General features: G+C 65.5%; 14 protein-coding genes. 8 read left to right on the forward strand and 6 right to left on the reverse strand.

The window, feature by feature from the left end; genetic code table 11:
- Window positions 1-71: 71 nt before the first annotated feature.
- From CSC67_RS01820 to CSC67_RS01845, 6 genes are all read left to right on the forward strand, one after another.
- Complete coding sequence (locus tag CSC67_RS01820) at window positions 72-1,898, forward strand: TonB-dependent receptor domain-containing protein (protein ID WP_118992799.1); 1,827 nt, start codon at window positions 72-74, stop codon at window positions 1,896-1,898.
- A gap of 2 nt (window positions 1,899-1,900) precedes the next feature.
- Entirely contained in the window at window positions 1,901-2,848 is a 948-nt protein-coding gene (locus tag CSC67_RS01825; protein ID WP_118992800.1) for a helical backbone metal receptor, read from the forward strand.
- A 428-nt stretch (window positions 2,849-3,276) separates the two neighbouring features.
- Window positions 3,277-4,071 carry a thiazole synthase gene (locus CSC67_RS01830; RefSeq protein WP_118992801.1) on the forward strand — a complete coding sequence of 265 codons (795 nt, stop codon included), beginning with the start codon at window positions 3,277-3,279 and terminating at the stop codon, window positions 4,069-4,071.
- Between the two features lie 30 nt (window positions 4,072-4,101).
- Window positions 4,102-4,911, forward strand: a complete 810-nt coding sequence (gene thiD / locus CSC67_RS01835) for a bifunctional hydroxymethylpyrimidine kinase/phosphomethylpyrimidine kinase (protein ID WP_118992802.1) — start codon at window positions 4,102-4,104, stop codon at window positions 4,909-4,911.
- 84 nt (window positions 4,912-4,995) lie between these two features.
- A complete protein-coding gene (locus tag CSC67_RS01840) occupies window positions 4,996-5,676 on the forward strand; it encodes a protein-L-isoaspartate O-methyltransferase family protein (protein WP_118992803.1) in 681 nt (226 codons plus the stop codon).
- Window positions 5,677-5,678: 2 nt separating this feature from the next.
- A complete protein-coding gene (locus tag CSC67_RS01845) occupies window positions 5,679-7,028 on the forward strand; it encodes a TolC family outer membrane protein (RefSeq protein ID WP_118992804.1) in 1,350 nt (449 codons plus the stop codon).
- A gap of 417 nt (window positions 7,029-7,445) precedes the next feature.
- Here the strand turns inward: CSC67_RS01845 and rfaE2 are convergent, their stop codons facing one another.
- The 6 genes from rfaE2 to ubiE form a co-directional block, all read right to left on the reverse strand.
- Window positions 7,446-7,928: a D-glycero-beta-D-manno-heptose 1-phosphate adenylyltransferase gene (rfaE2, locus tag CSC67_RS01850; protein WP_118992805.1), complete on the reverse strand. Its 483-nt coding sequence runs from the start codon at window positions 7,926-7,928 to the stop codon at window positions 7,446-7,448.
- Window positions 7,925-8,785, reverse strand: a complete 861-nt coding sequence (locus CSC67_RS01855; protein ID WP_118992806.1) for a ferritin family protein — start codon at window positions 8,783-8,785, stop codon at window positions 7,925-7,927. Before CSC67_RS01855 ends, rfaE2 begins: the two co-directional genes overlap by 4 nt.
- A gap of 148 nt (window positions 8,786-8,933) precedes the next feature.
- Window positions 8,934-10,490, reverse strand: coding sequence for a ubiquinone biosynthesis regulatory protein kinase UbiB (gene ubiB / locus CSC67_RS01860; protein WP_118992807.1), 1,557 nt, complete (start codon window positions 10,488-10,490; stop codon window positions 8,934-8,936).
- A 2-nt stretch (window positions 10,491-10,492) separates the two neighbouring features.
- Window positions 10,493-11,128 carry a ubiquinone biosynthesis accessory factor UbiJ gene (locus CSC67_RS01865; protein ID WP_167752713.1) on the reverse strand — a complete coding sequence of 212 codons (636 nt, stop codon included), beginning with the start codon at window positions 11,126-11,128 and terminating at the stop codon, window positions 10,493-10,495.
- Between the two features lie 179 nt (window positions 11,129-11,307).
- A complete protein-coding gene (locus CSC67_RS01870) occupies window positions 11,308-12,267 on the reverse strand; it encodes a Tim44 domain-containing protein (RefSeq protein ID WP_118992809.1) in 960 nt (319 codons plus the stop codon).
- A 131-nt stretch (window positions 12,268-12,398) separates the two neighbouring features.
- The gene (ubiE, locus tag CSC67_RS01875) at window positions 12,399-13,166 is read right to left on the reverse strand and encodes a bifunctional demethylmenaquinone methyltransferase/2-methoxy-6-polyprenyl-1,4-benzoquinol methylase UbiE (RefSeq protein WP_118992810.1); all 768 of its coding nucleotides are present in this window, start codon (window positions 13,164-13,166) and stop codon (window positions 12,399-12,401) included.
- Window positions 13,167-13,359: 193 nt separating this feature from the next.
- Here ubiE and phoB point away from each other — a divergent pair, with 193 nt between their 5' ends.
- Window positions 13,360-14,073 carry a phosphate regulon transcriptional regulator PhoB gene (gene phoB, locus CSC67_RS01880; RefSeq protein WP_118992811.1) on the forward strand — a complete coding sequence of 238 codons (714 nt, stop codon included), beginning with the start codon at window positions 13,360-13,362 and terminating at the stop codon, window positions 14,071-14,073.
- A gap of 44 nt (window positions 14,074-14,117) precedes the next feature.
- On the forward strand, window positions 14,118-15,425 hold the full coding sequence (gene phoR / locus CSC67_RS01885; RefSeq protein ID WP_118992812.1) for a phosphate regulon sensor histidine kinase PhoR: 1,308 nt from the start codon (window positions 14,118-14,120) through the stop codon (window positions 15,423-15,425).
- The last annotated feature ends 19 nt before the right edge of the window (window positions 15,426-15,444 follow it).

Genomic DNA, 15,444 nt, shown 5'->3' on the forward strand with positions numbered 1-15,444 from the left:
CCGGCAAGCCCGCCGGAACGGTTTTCCCTTCTCGTGGCGTGCGGGGACGCACGCCGTGCTCAGGTACCACAATGAAAACATCTTCACGGGCGCGCGCGCTGGCCGCCCTTTCTTTCTGTATCGCCCCCGCTTCCCTTTACGCTCAATCCCCGGTGTCACAGCTCGAGGACATCGTCGTCACGCCCGGCCGCATCGCGCAGTCCCAGGCCGCTGCGCTGGGCGACGTCACCGTGATCGGCCGCGAAGAACTCGCGCAAGCCGGCCAGGACAGCCTGGCGCAGGTGCTGTCGCGCCACCATGGGATCCAGTTCGCCGACTCCGGCGGCCCGCAGACCCCGACCAGCGTCTTCCTGCGCGGCGCCAATGCCAACCAGACCCTGGTGCTGGTCGACGGCGTGCGCATCAACAGCTCGACCCTGGGCAACGTCAACTGGAACGCCCTGGATCCGGCCATGATAGAACGCGTGGAAGTGCTGCGCGGCGCGGCCAGCAGCCTGTACGGCTCGGACGCCATCGGCGGCGTGGTGAACATCATTACCCGCCGGGACACCGGCGACCGGCCGCTGCAGGCCCACGGCAACTTCGGCGTCGGCAGCCACGGCACGTTCAAGACCAACGCGGGAGTATCGGGCGCGCAAGACGGCTGGAACTACGCCTTCTCGGCCAGCCTGGCCGGCAGCGACGGATACAGCGCCACCAACCCTCTGGCGCCGTTCGGCGCCTATCATCCGGACCGCGACGGATACAGCCAGCATGGTTTCTCGGGCTCGCTCGGCTATCGCTGGAGGCCGGGCCACCACATCGGCCTCACCGCCTATAACAGCTACATCGACGGAGACTACGACAACGGCGAATTCTCCCATCCCGTGCATGCCATCACGCGCCAGCAGGCCTATACCCTGACCAGCACCGACCAGATCACCGACCGCTGGCAAAGCGTGCTGCGCTTCGGCCTGGCCAAAGAAATGGGCGACGACCGCGACCCCTTCTATGCATCGACCTTCGGCAGCCTGCAGCGCAGCTACTCATGGCAGAACGACCTGCAGTTGACCGAAGGGCAAAGCCTTTCCCTGGCCCTGGAGCGCCTGGAGGAAAGGGCGCGCGGCTCGAACGTGTACCAGAACGACAGCCGCAACACGAATTCCGCCAACCTGATCTGGCGCGGCCATTTCCACCGCCACCATCTGCAGGCCAGCGTGCGCAACGACAATATCTCGGGCTACGGCAACCAGGCCACCGGCTCGCTCGCCTACGACTACGACATCGCCCCCGGCTGGCAGCTGGGCCTGGCGGGCAGCACCGGCTTCAAGGCGCCGACCATGAGCGACCTGTATGGCCCCTGGGGTTCCAACCCCGACCTGGAGCCCGAGAAGGCGCGCAACATCGAGGCCAGCGTACGCTACACCTCGGCCGAATACGAAGTGGGCCTGACCGCCTACCGCAACAAGGTGCGCAATCTCATCGCCAGCGACGAGACCTACACCATGCAGAACGTGGATTCAGCCACACTGCAGGGCGTCAGCCTTACCGCCAGCCGCAGCTGGGGCGACACCACCGTGCACGGCGGCTACGACTATCTGGACGCGCGCAACGACGACACCGACCTGAGGCTGATCCGCCGGGCCCGGCACACCTACCGCATCGGCGCCGAGCACCGCCTGGGCCGGCTCGCGCTGGGCGCGCAGTACCGCTTCGCCGGCCATCGCTACGACGACGCGGCCAATACCACCCGCCTGGGCGGCTACGGCTTGCTCGATCTGACCGCTTCCTATGCCTTCACCTCGAAAGTAGCCGTCCAGGTGCGCTGGAACAACGTCCTGGACAAGGACTACGCCAACGCCTACGGCTACAACATGCCCGGTTCGAACGTGTTCGTGAACCTGGCCGTGAAGATGTAGCCATGCTGGGCCTGCGCCGCGATTCGCCTGGCTACGCCCGGGCCACGCCATCGGTCGAGAAGCGGACTCGGCGGGGAGGACGGCTTTCGCGGTGCCGGGCACGGCTCGCGGCGCTGGTGCCGGCCTGCCTGCTGGCCGGGCTTCCGGCCTGGGCGGCGGCCGCGGGGACGGCCGCCCGAGTCGTGACGCTGGCGCCGCACATCACCGAAATGGTGTTTGCCGCCGGCGCCGGCCACACCCTGGCCGGCACCGTGGTCAGCAGCAACTATCCGGATGCCGCGCGCGCCTTGCCCAAAGTCGGGGATGGGGCGGCCAGCGTCAACGCCGAGGCGCTGGTCCGGCTGAAGCCGGACCTGGTGCTGGCCTGGCACGCTTCCGGAGCGGCGGCGGCCGTGGCGCCCCTCCTGCAAAGCTTGGGCGTGCCCCTGGAATTCCTCGCCCCCGCGCGGCTGGATGACATTCCCGACCAGATCGAAGGCCTGGGCAAGCGCCTGGGCACGCAAGAAAAGGCCCAGCGCGCCGCTTCCACGCTGCGCGATAAACTGCGCGAGCTGCGCCGCCGCTACGCCGATCGCCCGCCCGTCTCCGTCTTCATCGAGATCGGCCACTCTCCGCTGTACGCGGTGGGCAAAGACGCCCTGCTGAACGACGCGCTGCATACCTGCGGCGGCGCCAACGTCTTCGGGGACAGCGCGTTCGCGGCCCTGCCCATCGGCGCCGAGCACATCGTGCAAAAACACCCCGGCGTCATCCTGGCCGCCGCCGCCACGCCGCAGCAAGAGCGCCAGGCGAAAGACCGATGGGCCGCCCTGGGCCTGGCCAACCCAACGCACACGCAGGTATACGGCATCGATCCCGACACCCTCTTCCGCCCCGGCCCCCGCCTGATCGACGCCACCCGCGACCTGTGCCGAAAACTGGAAGACGCCCGCAAAAAAACGCGCCACTGAATCCACGACACTGGCTAAAAACCGTCCAGGCTCTGCTAGCGTTGCCGGAGTTCCTTGCGTCGGCTTTATTGGGTTCTTAGCGTCGCAAGCCCAAAACGCAAGCCGTCGTGGGCGCGGCTGTTCAGGCCGGGCGTTGGAGGGCGCTGCCTCGGACCGCCCGACCGCCCGGCCTGAACAGCCGCGCCCACGACGGCGTTTTAGAACTCAACTCGTCACCGAGTTCGCCGGCAATTCGGCCTGCGGCTTGCAATCCTAGCGGCGCGCAAAGACCAACATCGAATCAAGCGTCTCCAGCCCGCCAACTGCACAAACCCTCTCAAATGCATTATCCTTTTACATTGATCGCAGCAAACCCTTCGTAGACGGCACGCCGGCCCCCAGCACAACGCTCGACATACCCCGGCCCCCGTACGCCACATCTCTCGTAAATGACTCATTCAGACACTTTCAAGCTCGCCGGCCGCGAATACACGTCGCGCCTGCTGGTCGGCACAGGCAAATACAAAGACTTCGAACAAACCCGCGCCGCCATCCAGGCCAGCGGAGCCGAGATCGTCACCGTCGCCATCCGGCGCACCAATATCGGCCAGAACCCCGGCGAACCCAGCCTGCTCGACTTCCTGCCGCCGTCCCAATACACCATACTGCCCAATACCGCCGGCTGCTATACCGCCGACGACGCCGTGCGCACCCTGCGCCTGGCGCGCGAGCTGCTCGACGGGCACGATCTCGTCAAGCTCGAAGTACTGGGCGACCAGAACAACCTGTTTCCCAACATGCCCGAAACCCTCAAGGCCGCCAAAACCCTGGTGGACGACGGCTTCAAGGTCATGGTGTACTGCGCCGACGACCCCATCCAGTGCCGCATGCTCGAAGAGCTGGGCTGCGTGGCCATCATGCCCTTGGCATCCCTTATCGGTTCCGGCATGGGCATTCTCAATCCCTGGAACCTGCGCCTCATCATCGATCAGGCCAGCGTGCCGGTACTGGTCGACGCCGGCGTGGGCACGGCATCGGATGCCGCCGTGGCCATGGAACTCGGCTGCGACGGCGTCCTCATGAACACCGCCATCGCCGGCGCGCGCGACCCCATCCTCATGGCCAGCGCCATGAAGAAAGCCGTCGAGGCGGGGCGCGAAGCCCACCTTGCAGGCCGCATGCCGCGCAAGTTCTACAGCGCCGACCCCAGCTCGCCCGCCGAGGGGCTGATCCAGTCGCGCTAGCCGCGGCCCGATACGAGTATTCGTGCAGACATGATTCCGAACACCCTTTCCATCGCCGGGGTCGATCCTTCCGGCGGCGCCGGCGTACTGGCCGACGTCAAGGCCATGAGCGCCCTGGGCGCCTACGGCATGGCGGTGGTGGCCGCGCTGACCGCGCAAAACACCCGCGGCGTGACGGGCATCAGCCCCGTGCCGCCCGAGTTCGTGGCGCAGCAGATCGATACCCTGTTCGCCGACGTGCGCGTGGATGCCGTCAAGATCGGCATGCTCGGCCAGCAGGGCGTCACGCGCGCCGTCGCCGAACGGCTGGCCCACTGGAAGCCGGCCCATATCGTTCTGGACCCCGTCATGATCGCGAAGAGCGGCGACGCCCTGCTCGAGCGCAGCGCCATCGACGAGCTGCGCGAGAGCCTGCTGCCGCTGGCCACCGTGCTGACGCCCAACCTGCCCGAGGCCGGCGTGCTGGCGGGCGGAACCGCGGCCGACAATCTGCGCGACATGCGTCGAGTGGCCGAGAAGCTGCGCCGTCTGCTGAGCGACTCCGGCCAGCGCTGGATCTTCCTCAAGGGCGGCCACTTGCCGGGATCAGACACCATCGACCTGCTGCACGACGGCGACCAGATGATAGAACTGCCCGGCCGCCGCATCGACACGCCCAATACCCACGGCACGGGGTGTACGCTGTCCGCCGCGCTGGCCGCTCTGCTGCCCCAGACAGACAATCTGCCCGAGGCGGCCCGGCGCGCCAAAGCCTATCTCGTCGCGGCCATAGGCCAAGCCGACAGGCTGCAAGTCGGCTCCGGCCACGGCCCCGTGCAGCACTTTCACGCCTGGTGGTAAGGCCGCTGCAGCCCGCGCCGCGGCATGCCTCGCAACGAATCGGTACAATGTGCCCAGTTTATTCTCCTTTATTTACTTGACGTCATGACCGCGACAGGCCTTTCCGAAACCGAACTCGCCCGTTTCAACATGATCGAGCAGCAGATCCGCCCGTGGATGGTTCAAGACCACAGGGTTCTGCAGGCCCTGATCGATGTGCGCCGCGAGCGTTTCGTGCCGCCCCGGCTGCGGGCGCTGGCATTCTCGGATGTCGAGCTGCCCCTGGTCATCAACGCCGTCGACACGCACGAGACCATGCTGACGCCCAAGGTCGAAGCGCGCCTGGCGCAAGAGCTCCAGCTCCAGTCCACCGACTGCGTCCTCGAGATAGGCACCGGCTCGGGCTATCAGGCCGCCCTGCTCGCCCGGCTGGCGCAGCAGGTGACCAGCATCGAGATCGACAGCCGCATTGCGGCCTTCGGCACCGAGAATCTCAGCCGCAACAAGGTCGGCAACGTCAAGGTCGAAATCGGCGACGCCCATGCCGGCTGGGGCACGGCCGAGTACGACGCCATCCTCCTGACGGGTTCGGTGCCCGCCGTGCCCGACGCGCTCAAGTACCAGCTCAGCATCGGCGGCCGCATGGTCGTCGTGGTCGGCACCCAGCCCGTCATGACCGCGTGCCGCATCACCCGGACAAGCGCCGCCAGCTTCGACACCGAAGGCCTGTTCGATACCGTCATCAAGCCACTGCGCGGTACGGCGGTGTCTCAGTTCAAATTCTGACAATGCGCCGCGGCCGACTGCGCACCCTGTTCGCGGTACTGTCGCTGAGCCTGTGCCTGCCCGCCTTGGGCCAGGACCTGCTGTCGGTCTGGTCGGCGGCTCTGCAGCGCGATCCGGTTTATGCCGCCGCGCGCGCGGGCCGCAACGCCGACCAGGAAAAAATCCCCCAGGCGCGGGCTCGGCTGCTGCCCTACATCACCCTCGACTCCGCCGGCGAAATCGAAGACGTGCGGCGCACCCGCAATTTTCAGCACTACGAAACGCGCCGCGTCGGCCTCTGGGCGCTGACGCTCACCCAGCCCATCATCGACATCGGCAAATGGGACCAGTTGCGCCAGTCCGAATACATCGCCGATTCGGCCAACCTCGCGCTGCAGCAAGCCTACCAGGACCTGATATTACGGGTCGCCCAGGCCTACTTCGAAGTCCTGGCCAGCCAGGACACCCTGGAGACCATCCAGGCCCAGAAGCAGGCGATCGAAACCCAGCTTCACGCGGCCGAACGCGGTTTCCAGGTGGGCGCGACCACCGTCACCGACATCTACGAGGCCCGTTCGCGCCTGGACCTGCTCAACGCCTCTGAAATCGAGGCGCGCAACGCCCTGCAAGTCAGCGAGGACCAGCTCGCCAAGATCATCGGCGAGCGTCCCGGCACGTTGCTGGGCTTGGCTGCGGACACATCCCTGCCGCCCCCCGCGCCGGCGCGTCTCGAAGACTGGACCATGCAGTCGTCGCAGGCCAGCCTGGATGTGGCCCGGACGCGCCTGGACGCCCTCATCATCGAAAAGCAGATCGACATCGCGCGCAGCGGCCACTATCCCACCCTAAGCCTCTATGCCCAGACGGGCAGTGCCAGCGACCAGGGCATCTACGGGCAGCGCAATGGCCCGCGCTCGCTGGATTCGGCGGTGGGGCTGCAGCTTTCGATTCCCATCTTCAGCGGCGGCGAGATCTCGTCCCAGGTGCGCGAGGAAACTTCCCGGCTGCAGCAGGCGCGCTATGTCCACGAGGCGGCCAAGCGCCAGGCGGTGCAGTCGACGCAGCAGTACTTCTCCGGAGTCACGTCGGGGCTGGCGCGCATCCAGGCCCTGCGCGCGGCCGAGGAATCAAGCCTGGCATCGCTGGACGCCAATCGCACGGGCTACGAGCTGGGCGTGCGGGTCAACATCGACGTGCTCAACGCCCAGCAGCAGCTGTACGAGACCCGACGCGCCCTGTCGCGCGCCCGCTACGATACGCTGATGAACAGCCTGCGCCTCAAAGCCGCCAGCGGCATCCTCAGCGACGAGGACATCGTCGCCATCAATGCGCTGCTCGAAGAAAAGCCCGGCCCGGCTCGGGTCGCGCAGTAAGCACTGGAGCGGTTTAGGTTCAGGTGTTTTTGGGTCCTTAACACGCCGCTGGAGCGGGGCACGCTTGGCCTGGGCGGTCGGGCGGTCCGAGGCAGCGCCCTCCAACGCCCAGGCCAAGCGTGCCCCGCTCCAGCGGCTCATGTTTGAGCAAGCCATACAGGCCGCACAAGGCGGCCTTCTGCGGCATAGGTAAGAGGCGTGGGAAGAATATCGGCCTTCCACCGCATTCGTGGCAAGCCACCAATGCAAGCTGTCGGAGGCGAAGCTGTGCAGGCCGGGCGTTGGAGGGCGCTGCCTCGGACCGCCCGACCGCCCGGCCTGCACAGCTTCGCCTCCGGCAGCGTTTAAAGAACCCAGAAGGCCTTCGCAGCCGTTTGATCTCTAGCGCTTTAAGTGCTTCGCTTCGAGCAACAACCTCTAAGAACGAATCTTCTGCAACAGCGAAGTCGTCGAACGCTGGAACTCGAACGGGATCGCCACCGCGCGCCCGCCCCAGGACTCGACCAGGGCGGTCTCGGGCAACACACTCATATCGTAGTCGCCGCCCTTCACGATGACATCGGGACGCAGCTCCCCGATCAGCTCGATCGGCGTGTCCTCGTCAAACCACGTCACATACGATACGCAAGCCAGCGCCGCCAGCAACGCAGCACGGTCGGCCTCGGCATTCAGGGGCCGGTCGGCGCCCTTTCCCAGCCGCCGCACCGAGGCATCGGTATTCACCGCCACGATCAGCGTGGCGCCAAGCTGCGCCGCTTCGTCCAGATAGCTGACGTGGCCCCGATGCAAAATATCGAAGACCCCGTTGGTGAACACCAGCGGACGCGCGAAACCGCCCGCGTGCGCCTGGGCGACGCACTCTTCTCGCGGCAGTATCTTGGCTTCGAAACGGGCGCTCATGCGTCCGCCGTCGCGGGCAGGCCCTTGATCAGGCCCTTGCGATAGCGGTTGAGGTCTTGCACCGTGTTGAAGGTGGTGTCCATCAGCAGCGACAAATTATGCAGGATGCGGGCGCTGACCTTGCCCTCCCATTCCTTGTCGAAGCAGATCTGGTTGTCGAGCCAGTTCTCGAGCCAGCCGGGGCTGGGAAGCTGCGACTGCACCGTATCGTTGGGGAACATGTCTTTGTTGACGTGCAGATTGGTGGGGTGCAGCGCCTGGGGCGTGCGGTGGGCCGAGGCCATCAGCACGCCGATCTTCGAGAAGGCCAGCCGCGCATGCTGGCCGAACTCCATGCCCTGGTGCACCAGCGCGCGCTTCATGTAGCGCAGATAGGCGCCGGCGTGGCGCGCTTCGTCCTGCGCAATGATTTTGTAGATGGCCTTGATGACCGGCTCGGTGTGCCAGTCGGCCGCGCGGCGATACCAGTGGTTCAGGCGCACCTCGCCGCAAAAGTGCAGCATCAGGGTCTCGAGGGCGGGCGCCGGATCGAATTCGAAACGCACTTTGTGCAGCTCTTGCTCGGTGGGGACGAGTTCTGGGCGGAAGCGGCGCAGATATTCGATCAGCGCCAGCGAGTGCTTCTGTTCTTCGTAGAACCAGATCGACATGAAAGCGGAAAAGTCGCTGTCGTCCCGGTTGTCGCGCAAGAACATCTCGGTGGCCGGCAAGGCTGCCCACTCGGTGATGGCGTTCATCTTGATCGTGTAGGCTTGTTCATCCGAGAGCTTACTTGCCTCGAACTGATCCCAGGGAATGTCGGACGCCATGTTCCAGCGCACCGCTTCCATTGATTTGAACAATTCAGGATAAAGCATATAAATCTCTCTTGGTTTTCATAGATTGCATGTGCGTCCCGCACACGTATTGTCGGCGAGCCTAGCCCCGCAAGCATAGGCCGAGAGGGCCTTTGACATTAAAAGCCCTGAACTTGACAAATTCGTTCAAATAAGCGTAATACCCAATTCAATGGGCCGCAAGTGCCCAAATTGCAACACCTATCGCCACCGCCACCGTGGCGGCAAAGACGATCAGCAGCCGGTTGGTGTGCTCTTGCGCCTTGCGCAGCCGGACTAGTTCGGCGTGGAGATGGGGCTGCACATTGGGGCGCGACAGCACCGCATAGGTCAGGCGCGGCAACTGGGGCAGCATCTGGCTCCACTGGGCCGCCTCTTGATCCAGGCGCTTGCGCAGGCCGGCGAAACCGACCCGTTCGCGCATCCAGCGTTCGAGATAGGGCTTGGCCGTCTTCCATAAGTCCAGGTTGGGGTCGAGTTCGCGCCCCATGCCCTCGACGTTCAACAGCGTTTTCTGCAGCAGCACCAGTTGCGGCTGGATCTCGACATTGAAGCGCCGCGACGTCTGGAAGAGACGCAACAGCACCTGGCCCAGCGAGATCTCGGCCAGCGGACGGTCGAAATACGGTTCGCACACGGCGCGCACCGCCCCCTCGAGCTCTTCTTCGCGCGTATCGGGCGGCACCCAGCCCGACTCGATGTGCAACTGGGCCACGCGTCGGTAGTCGCGCCGGAAAAAGGCCAGGAAATTCTGGGCCAGATAGTTCTTGTCGTACTCGGACAAAGACCCGACGATGCCGAAATCGAGCGCAATATAGCGCCCCAGCGTATCGGGCGCGTCGGACACGTAGATGTTGCCCGGGTGCATGTCGGCATGGAAAAAACCGTCGGTGAAGACCTGCATGAAGAATATCTCGACACCGGTGCGCGCCAGCAGCTCGATGTCCACGCCCGCCTCGCGCAGCCTGTCGAGCTGGCTGACCGGTATGCCCCGCATGCGCTCCATGGTAAACACGGTGCTGGCCGTGTACTGCCAGACCACTTCGGGCACGATCAGCAGGTGGTGGCGCCCCGTTTCGGGACCGAAATTGCGCCGCAGCTGGCTGCAATTGGCCGCCTCGCGCATGAGATCGAGTTCGTCGTGCAGGTATTTGTCGAACTCGGCCACCACCTCGCGCGGCTTGAGGCGGCGCCCGTCGGCGACCAGGCGCTCGACCATGCCGGCCAGTATGCGCATGAGGGCCAGGTCTTTGTCGATGACCTTGAGCATGCCCGGCCGCAACACCTTGACCGCGACTTCGCGGCCGTCGTGCAGTACGGCGAAATGCACCTGGGCGATCGAGGCCGAGGCCACCGGATCCATTTCGAAATGCTGGAACAGCTTGTGCGGCGACGCTCCCAGCGCCGCCTCGATGGATGCGGCGGCCTGCTCGGAGGGAAAGGGCGGCACCCGGTCCTGCAGCAGGGCCAGCTCGGTGGCCACGTCCAGCGGAATGAGATCGCGCCGCGTGGAAAGCACCTGTCCGAACTTGACGAATATGGGCCCCAGCGCCTCGAGCGCCAGCCGCAGCCGCACCCCCCGCGCCATGCGGGGCGGCCGGCCGAAGCGCACGACCTTGAGCAGGCCATGGGCCAATGGGTGCTTGATGCTCGACAGGACGAGTTCGTCCAGCCGATAGCGCAGGCAAACGAGTACGATGCGAATGAGGCGGCACAGCGTCAGCATGGTCAGGCACGCCCCGCGAAATGCGCGCCGCGGCGCTCGATGCGTTCGATGCGCTCCTCGAGATGGCGCAGGCGCTGCTGCATCGCCTGCAGGCGGCCGCGCCAGTCTTCGAAAGCAGGACGCCCCAGCAGCTGCGGGTTTTCCTCGATGAGATATTCGGCGGCGTTCTCGGCCAGCCGCGTCGCCGACCGGCGGGCCGCCGAGGAAAGATCGCGGGCCGCCCCCACCAGCCGGACGGCGGCCACGTCTCCCACCCATCGCGCGAGATCGTCTTCGACATCCCAGCGCAGGCCCCGCGCAAGCTCGGACACCACCTGAGCCAGCCCGGCATCCCCCTGGATGTGCAGCAGCGCGGTGATTTCGTCGGTGTCGCCGCTGCGCAATATGGCGGGCAGCTGCGTCAGCTTCTCGCCGGGCAATGTCAGGGTCACGTCCGGCACGATGGCCGGGTCGCAGGCCTCGACCTGCCCGTCCGAATGTATGGCCAGGCCTATCCGCCACGGTTCGGCCACGAAGCGGACCGACTTGCCGGCATGGCGAGCCAGCCGCTCTCTGGCCCAGTCTTCGCGCCGCAACAAGCTGTTGAGCATGCGTGCGCACAAGGAGGCCGGGGCGGGAAAAGGCGGAAAAGCGAACATGATGAGGCGGGACTGCGGCGCGGCGGCCGCCCTTTGCAAAAGGTATCAGGCCCTAAGTTTAACGGTTTTGGAAGGGCCGGAGGTCCAGTCATGAAAACACTCCAAAAGCGGCGTGGCGCACGCCTTTGGAGTGTCTGGCGGGAAACGGGGCGGGCGGGCCGGCGGCCCGCCGCTTGCGATCAGTTGGACTGCTGCCCGGGAATCTGCTGGATGCCGGCCAGCAGCCAGCCGGCGTTCTCGGCCTTGTAGAGGTTCCAGACTTCTTCGAAGCGGAAGGCCTCGGCGCCGGGCGCTTCGCGCAGCATGCCCGAATAGCGCACGCTGGCAAGATGGCCGCCGGCAACCGCCTCGATGCCCAGGAGCTCGGCGTTGAGCAGCACGACCTCAGTATGCTCGGGCCGGCCTTCGCGCGCCTGGATCTGCGGACGGAACTCGGCGATGAGATCGTCGGTAAGGTATTGGCCCAGCTGCTCGACGTCGCCGCGGTCCCAGATGCCCTGGATGGCGATGAACTGCTTCTTGGCGTTGGCCAGGAAGGCGGCCGTATCGAAACCGGCCGGGATGAACCAGCCCTCTTGCGGGACCTGCTGCGCTACGGGAGCGGCTTCGGACGCCGGCACGGAGGCGGGCGCAATGTCAGCCGGCGCCGAGGGCCGGGCCCAGTCGGAGGCGCCCATGCCTTCGCGCCGCATGCCGCCGCCGGCCGCCTGGGCGGCCGTGGACGGGCCGCGCAGGCGCCGCACGATGAACATGATGGCGAACACGACCAGCGCAATGAGGATCAGGCTGGACATCATTTCGAGGAAGGCGCCGCCCAGGCCCAGATGGGAAAGCAGGGCCGCGATGCCCAGCCCGGCGGCGATGCCCGCGATGGGGCCAAGGAAACGCGACATGCCGCTTTTGGCGGCCGTACCGGCGGCGGCGCCCGTAGCCGCCGACGACGTGGCGTTGCGCTGCGTCGTGTTGGCGGATGGCGCCTTGGCGGCGGGCTGGTTCTGCGTCACTCGCGAAGATTGCGAGCCGAAGCTCTTGCCGCCGCCAAAGCGGCGCGCCTCGGCGTCAAACGAAACGGACACCATGCCCACGGCGCTGACCGCCAGAAGGGCCATGGCGAAAAAACGGGATAAGCGTCTGCTCATCGAGTGCTCCTGTGTTGCCCGACCGGCGCCCCGCGGCGGCCGGCCAAGGAAATGGAAACGGATAATTAACTTACGCAAAGCTGAATAGTAGCGTAATTAAGACCCATACCCAACACAAAAGTTCATTTATTTCAGCCGAGGTTGACGCCCTCGTGCAGGGCCACGAGTCCGGCGCTGAGGTTGAAGAAGCGCACCCGCGACAGGCCGGCCGTGCGCATCATCCCGGCCAGGGTTTCCTGGTCCGGGTGCATGCGTATGGATTCGGCCAGGTAGCGATAGCTTTGCTCGTCGCCCGCCACCTTCTTGCCGAGCCAGGGCAGCACATTGAAGGAGTACCAGTCGTAGGCCGGGGCCAGGGGCTTGGCGATGCGCGAGAATTCGAGCACCAGCAGCTTGCCGCCCGGCTTGAGCACCCGGCGCATTTCGGCCAGGGCGCGGTCTTTGTGGGTCATGTTGCGCAGGCCGAACGCCACGCTGACGCGGTCGAAATAGGCGTCGGGAAAAGGCAGCTTCTCGGCGTCGCAGACGGCCGCCGGCAGCAGCAGGCCGGCGTCCACCATGCGGTCGCGCCCCACCCGAAGCATGGAGTCATTGATGTCGGTGAGCCACACCTGCCCATTGGGCCCCACCCGGCGGGCAAAAGCCTTGGAAAGATCGCCCGTGCCGCCGGCGATGTCCAGCACCTTCATGCCGGGACGCACGTCGGCCCGGCCGATGGTGAAGGCCTTCCAGACCCGATGCAGTCCCGCCGACATCAGGTCGTTCATGATGTCGTACTTGGCCGCCACCGAATGAAAGACCTCGGCCACCTTGCGCGCCTTCTCGGCCTCGTCGACCGTCTGATAGCCGAAGTGAGTGGTGGAGGGGCCGGACTCGGCGCCGCGGGGGGTATCTTGCATGGCAATGGTCGCTTTGGAATGCTTGAAGGGCCATTTTAGATGAAACGGCGGCCACCGCTCCGAAGGAGAGCGGCGATGTAACACGATCCGTCGGCCGATGCGGCGGCCGGCTTCACAAACCTGTAATAATCAAGCCATAAGATGTGAGCGTGAACCATTTTCGAACCATTCATCCAAGCCGACGCGACACGCCATGAGCACGACCATTCTAGTCATCGAAGACGAGCCCGCCATCCAGGAGCTGATTTCCGTAAACCTGAGCTTTGCCGGCCATAAAGTACTGCGGGCCTTCGATGCCGAACAGGCCCAGACGCTGATCCGCGCGGAACTTCCCGATTTGATCCTGCTGGACTGGATGCTTCCGGGCGCCTCGGGCATCACGCTGGCCAAGAAGCTGCGCAGCGACGAGCGCACCCGCCAGGTGCCCGTCATCATGCTGACCGCCAAGGGTTCCGAGCACGACAAGATAGAAGGCCTGGAGGCAGGCGCCGACGACTACATCACCAAGCCCTTCTCTCCCAAGGAGCTGATGGCGCGCATCAAGGCCGTATTGCGCCGGCGCGCGCCCCAGCTCACCGACGACATCATAAAAATAGGTACACTGACGCTGGATCCCGCCACCCACCGCGTCAGCGGAGACAATCAAAGTCTCACGGTCGGCCCGACGGAGTTCCGCCTGCTGCATTTTTTCATGACCCATACCGAGCGGGTTTTTTCCCGGGCCCAGTTGTTGGATCAGGTCTGGGGCGATCACGTATTCGTCGAAGAGCGCACCGTGGACGTGCATATCCGCCGTCTGCGCAAGGCCCTCGAACCCACCGGTCACGACAGCCATATTGAAACCGTGCGCGGAGCGGGCTATCGGTTCGCCGTGCAGCGGCCGATTCCCGCCACCGCCACTCATTGACACCGCCACGACCCGGCCACAGCAACCGCCACAGCAACCGAAGCATGACAAAAACTCTCTTCACGATCTGTCTCTGGGCGCTCGTGGCCTGGCTGTGCGGCATGTGGATCAATCCCGTCACGGGCTGGTCGCTGCTGACCTTGGGCCTGGTCGCCATGATTTTAGTCAGCGGCGTGCAGTTGTCCCAGATCTCCAGGTGGGTGAAGAACATCGACGAGCCGCCCCCGCCGTCGGTGGGCCCCTGGGACGAAGTGCTGGCCCCCATCTACCGCAAGCTGCGCGCCAACCGGCTGGAAATCGACGAGCTGAACCGGAACGTCGAAAGCATCATGCTGGCCGCCGGGGCGCTGCCCGACGGGGCCATCACGCTCGACGAAGAAATGGCCGTCACCTGGTGCAACCCCGTGGCTTCCGAGCATATCGGCCTCGACATGAGCAAGGACCGCGGCTTCAGCATCTTCAACATTCTGCGCTCGCCCGAGTTCGCCGCCTACGCCCGCAGCGAGAAATGGAGCGAACCGCTGCTGCTGCACATTGCGCGGGACGGCCAGGAGCGGTCGCTGCTGGTGCAGCTGACCCGCTATGGGGTCAAGCAGTTTCTCCTCGTGACGCGCGACGTCACCCAGCTCGAGAAACTGGAGACCACCCGCAAGGATTTCGTGGCCAATGTCTCGCACGAACTGCGCACGCCGCTCACGGTGCTGGCCGGCTTCCTGGAAACCGTGCACGACATGCCCGCCGCGTCGATCAGCGACGAGCAACGCGAGCATTATTACCTTTTGATGATGGAGCAGGCCCGCCGCATGCAGGCCATAGTCGATGACCTGCTGACGCTGTCCACCCTGGAGTCCTCTCCTTCGGGCACGGGGGAACCCGTGCGGGTCGGCGACCTGATCGAGACCGCCCTGCAGCAGGCCCGCAGCCTGTCCAAGGATCAGCACGTCTTCGTGGTGAATGTCAACGACGACCTGTACGTGACGGGGATAGAGTCCGAGCTTGCTTCGGGCATCAGCAACCTGCTCACCAACGCCGTGCGCTATACCCCCAAGGACGGCACCATCACGGTCAGCTGGTACCTGACCGAGTCGGGCTCCGCCTGCTATTCGGTGCAGGATACGGGCATAGGCATCGCCTCGCAGGACATCCCCCGCCTGACCGAACGCTTCTACCGCGTCGACCGGGGCCGCTCGCGCGCCACGGGGGGCACGGGGCTGGGCTTGGCCATCACCAAGCACGTCGCCATGCGCCACAATGCCGAACTGAACATCCGCAGCCGCTTCGGCGCCGGCAGCATATTCTCGCTGGAGTTTCCGGCTTCGCGAGTCGTGACCCCGGACGATTCCGTGGCCTGACCGGCCGGGCCGCCGGCAC

Source organism: Pusillimonas caeni (assembly GCF_003545815.1).
GTDB classification, from domain to species: Bacteria; Pseudomonadota; Gammaproteobacteria; order Burkholderiales; family Burkholderiaceae_B; genus Pusillimonas; species Pusillimonas caeni.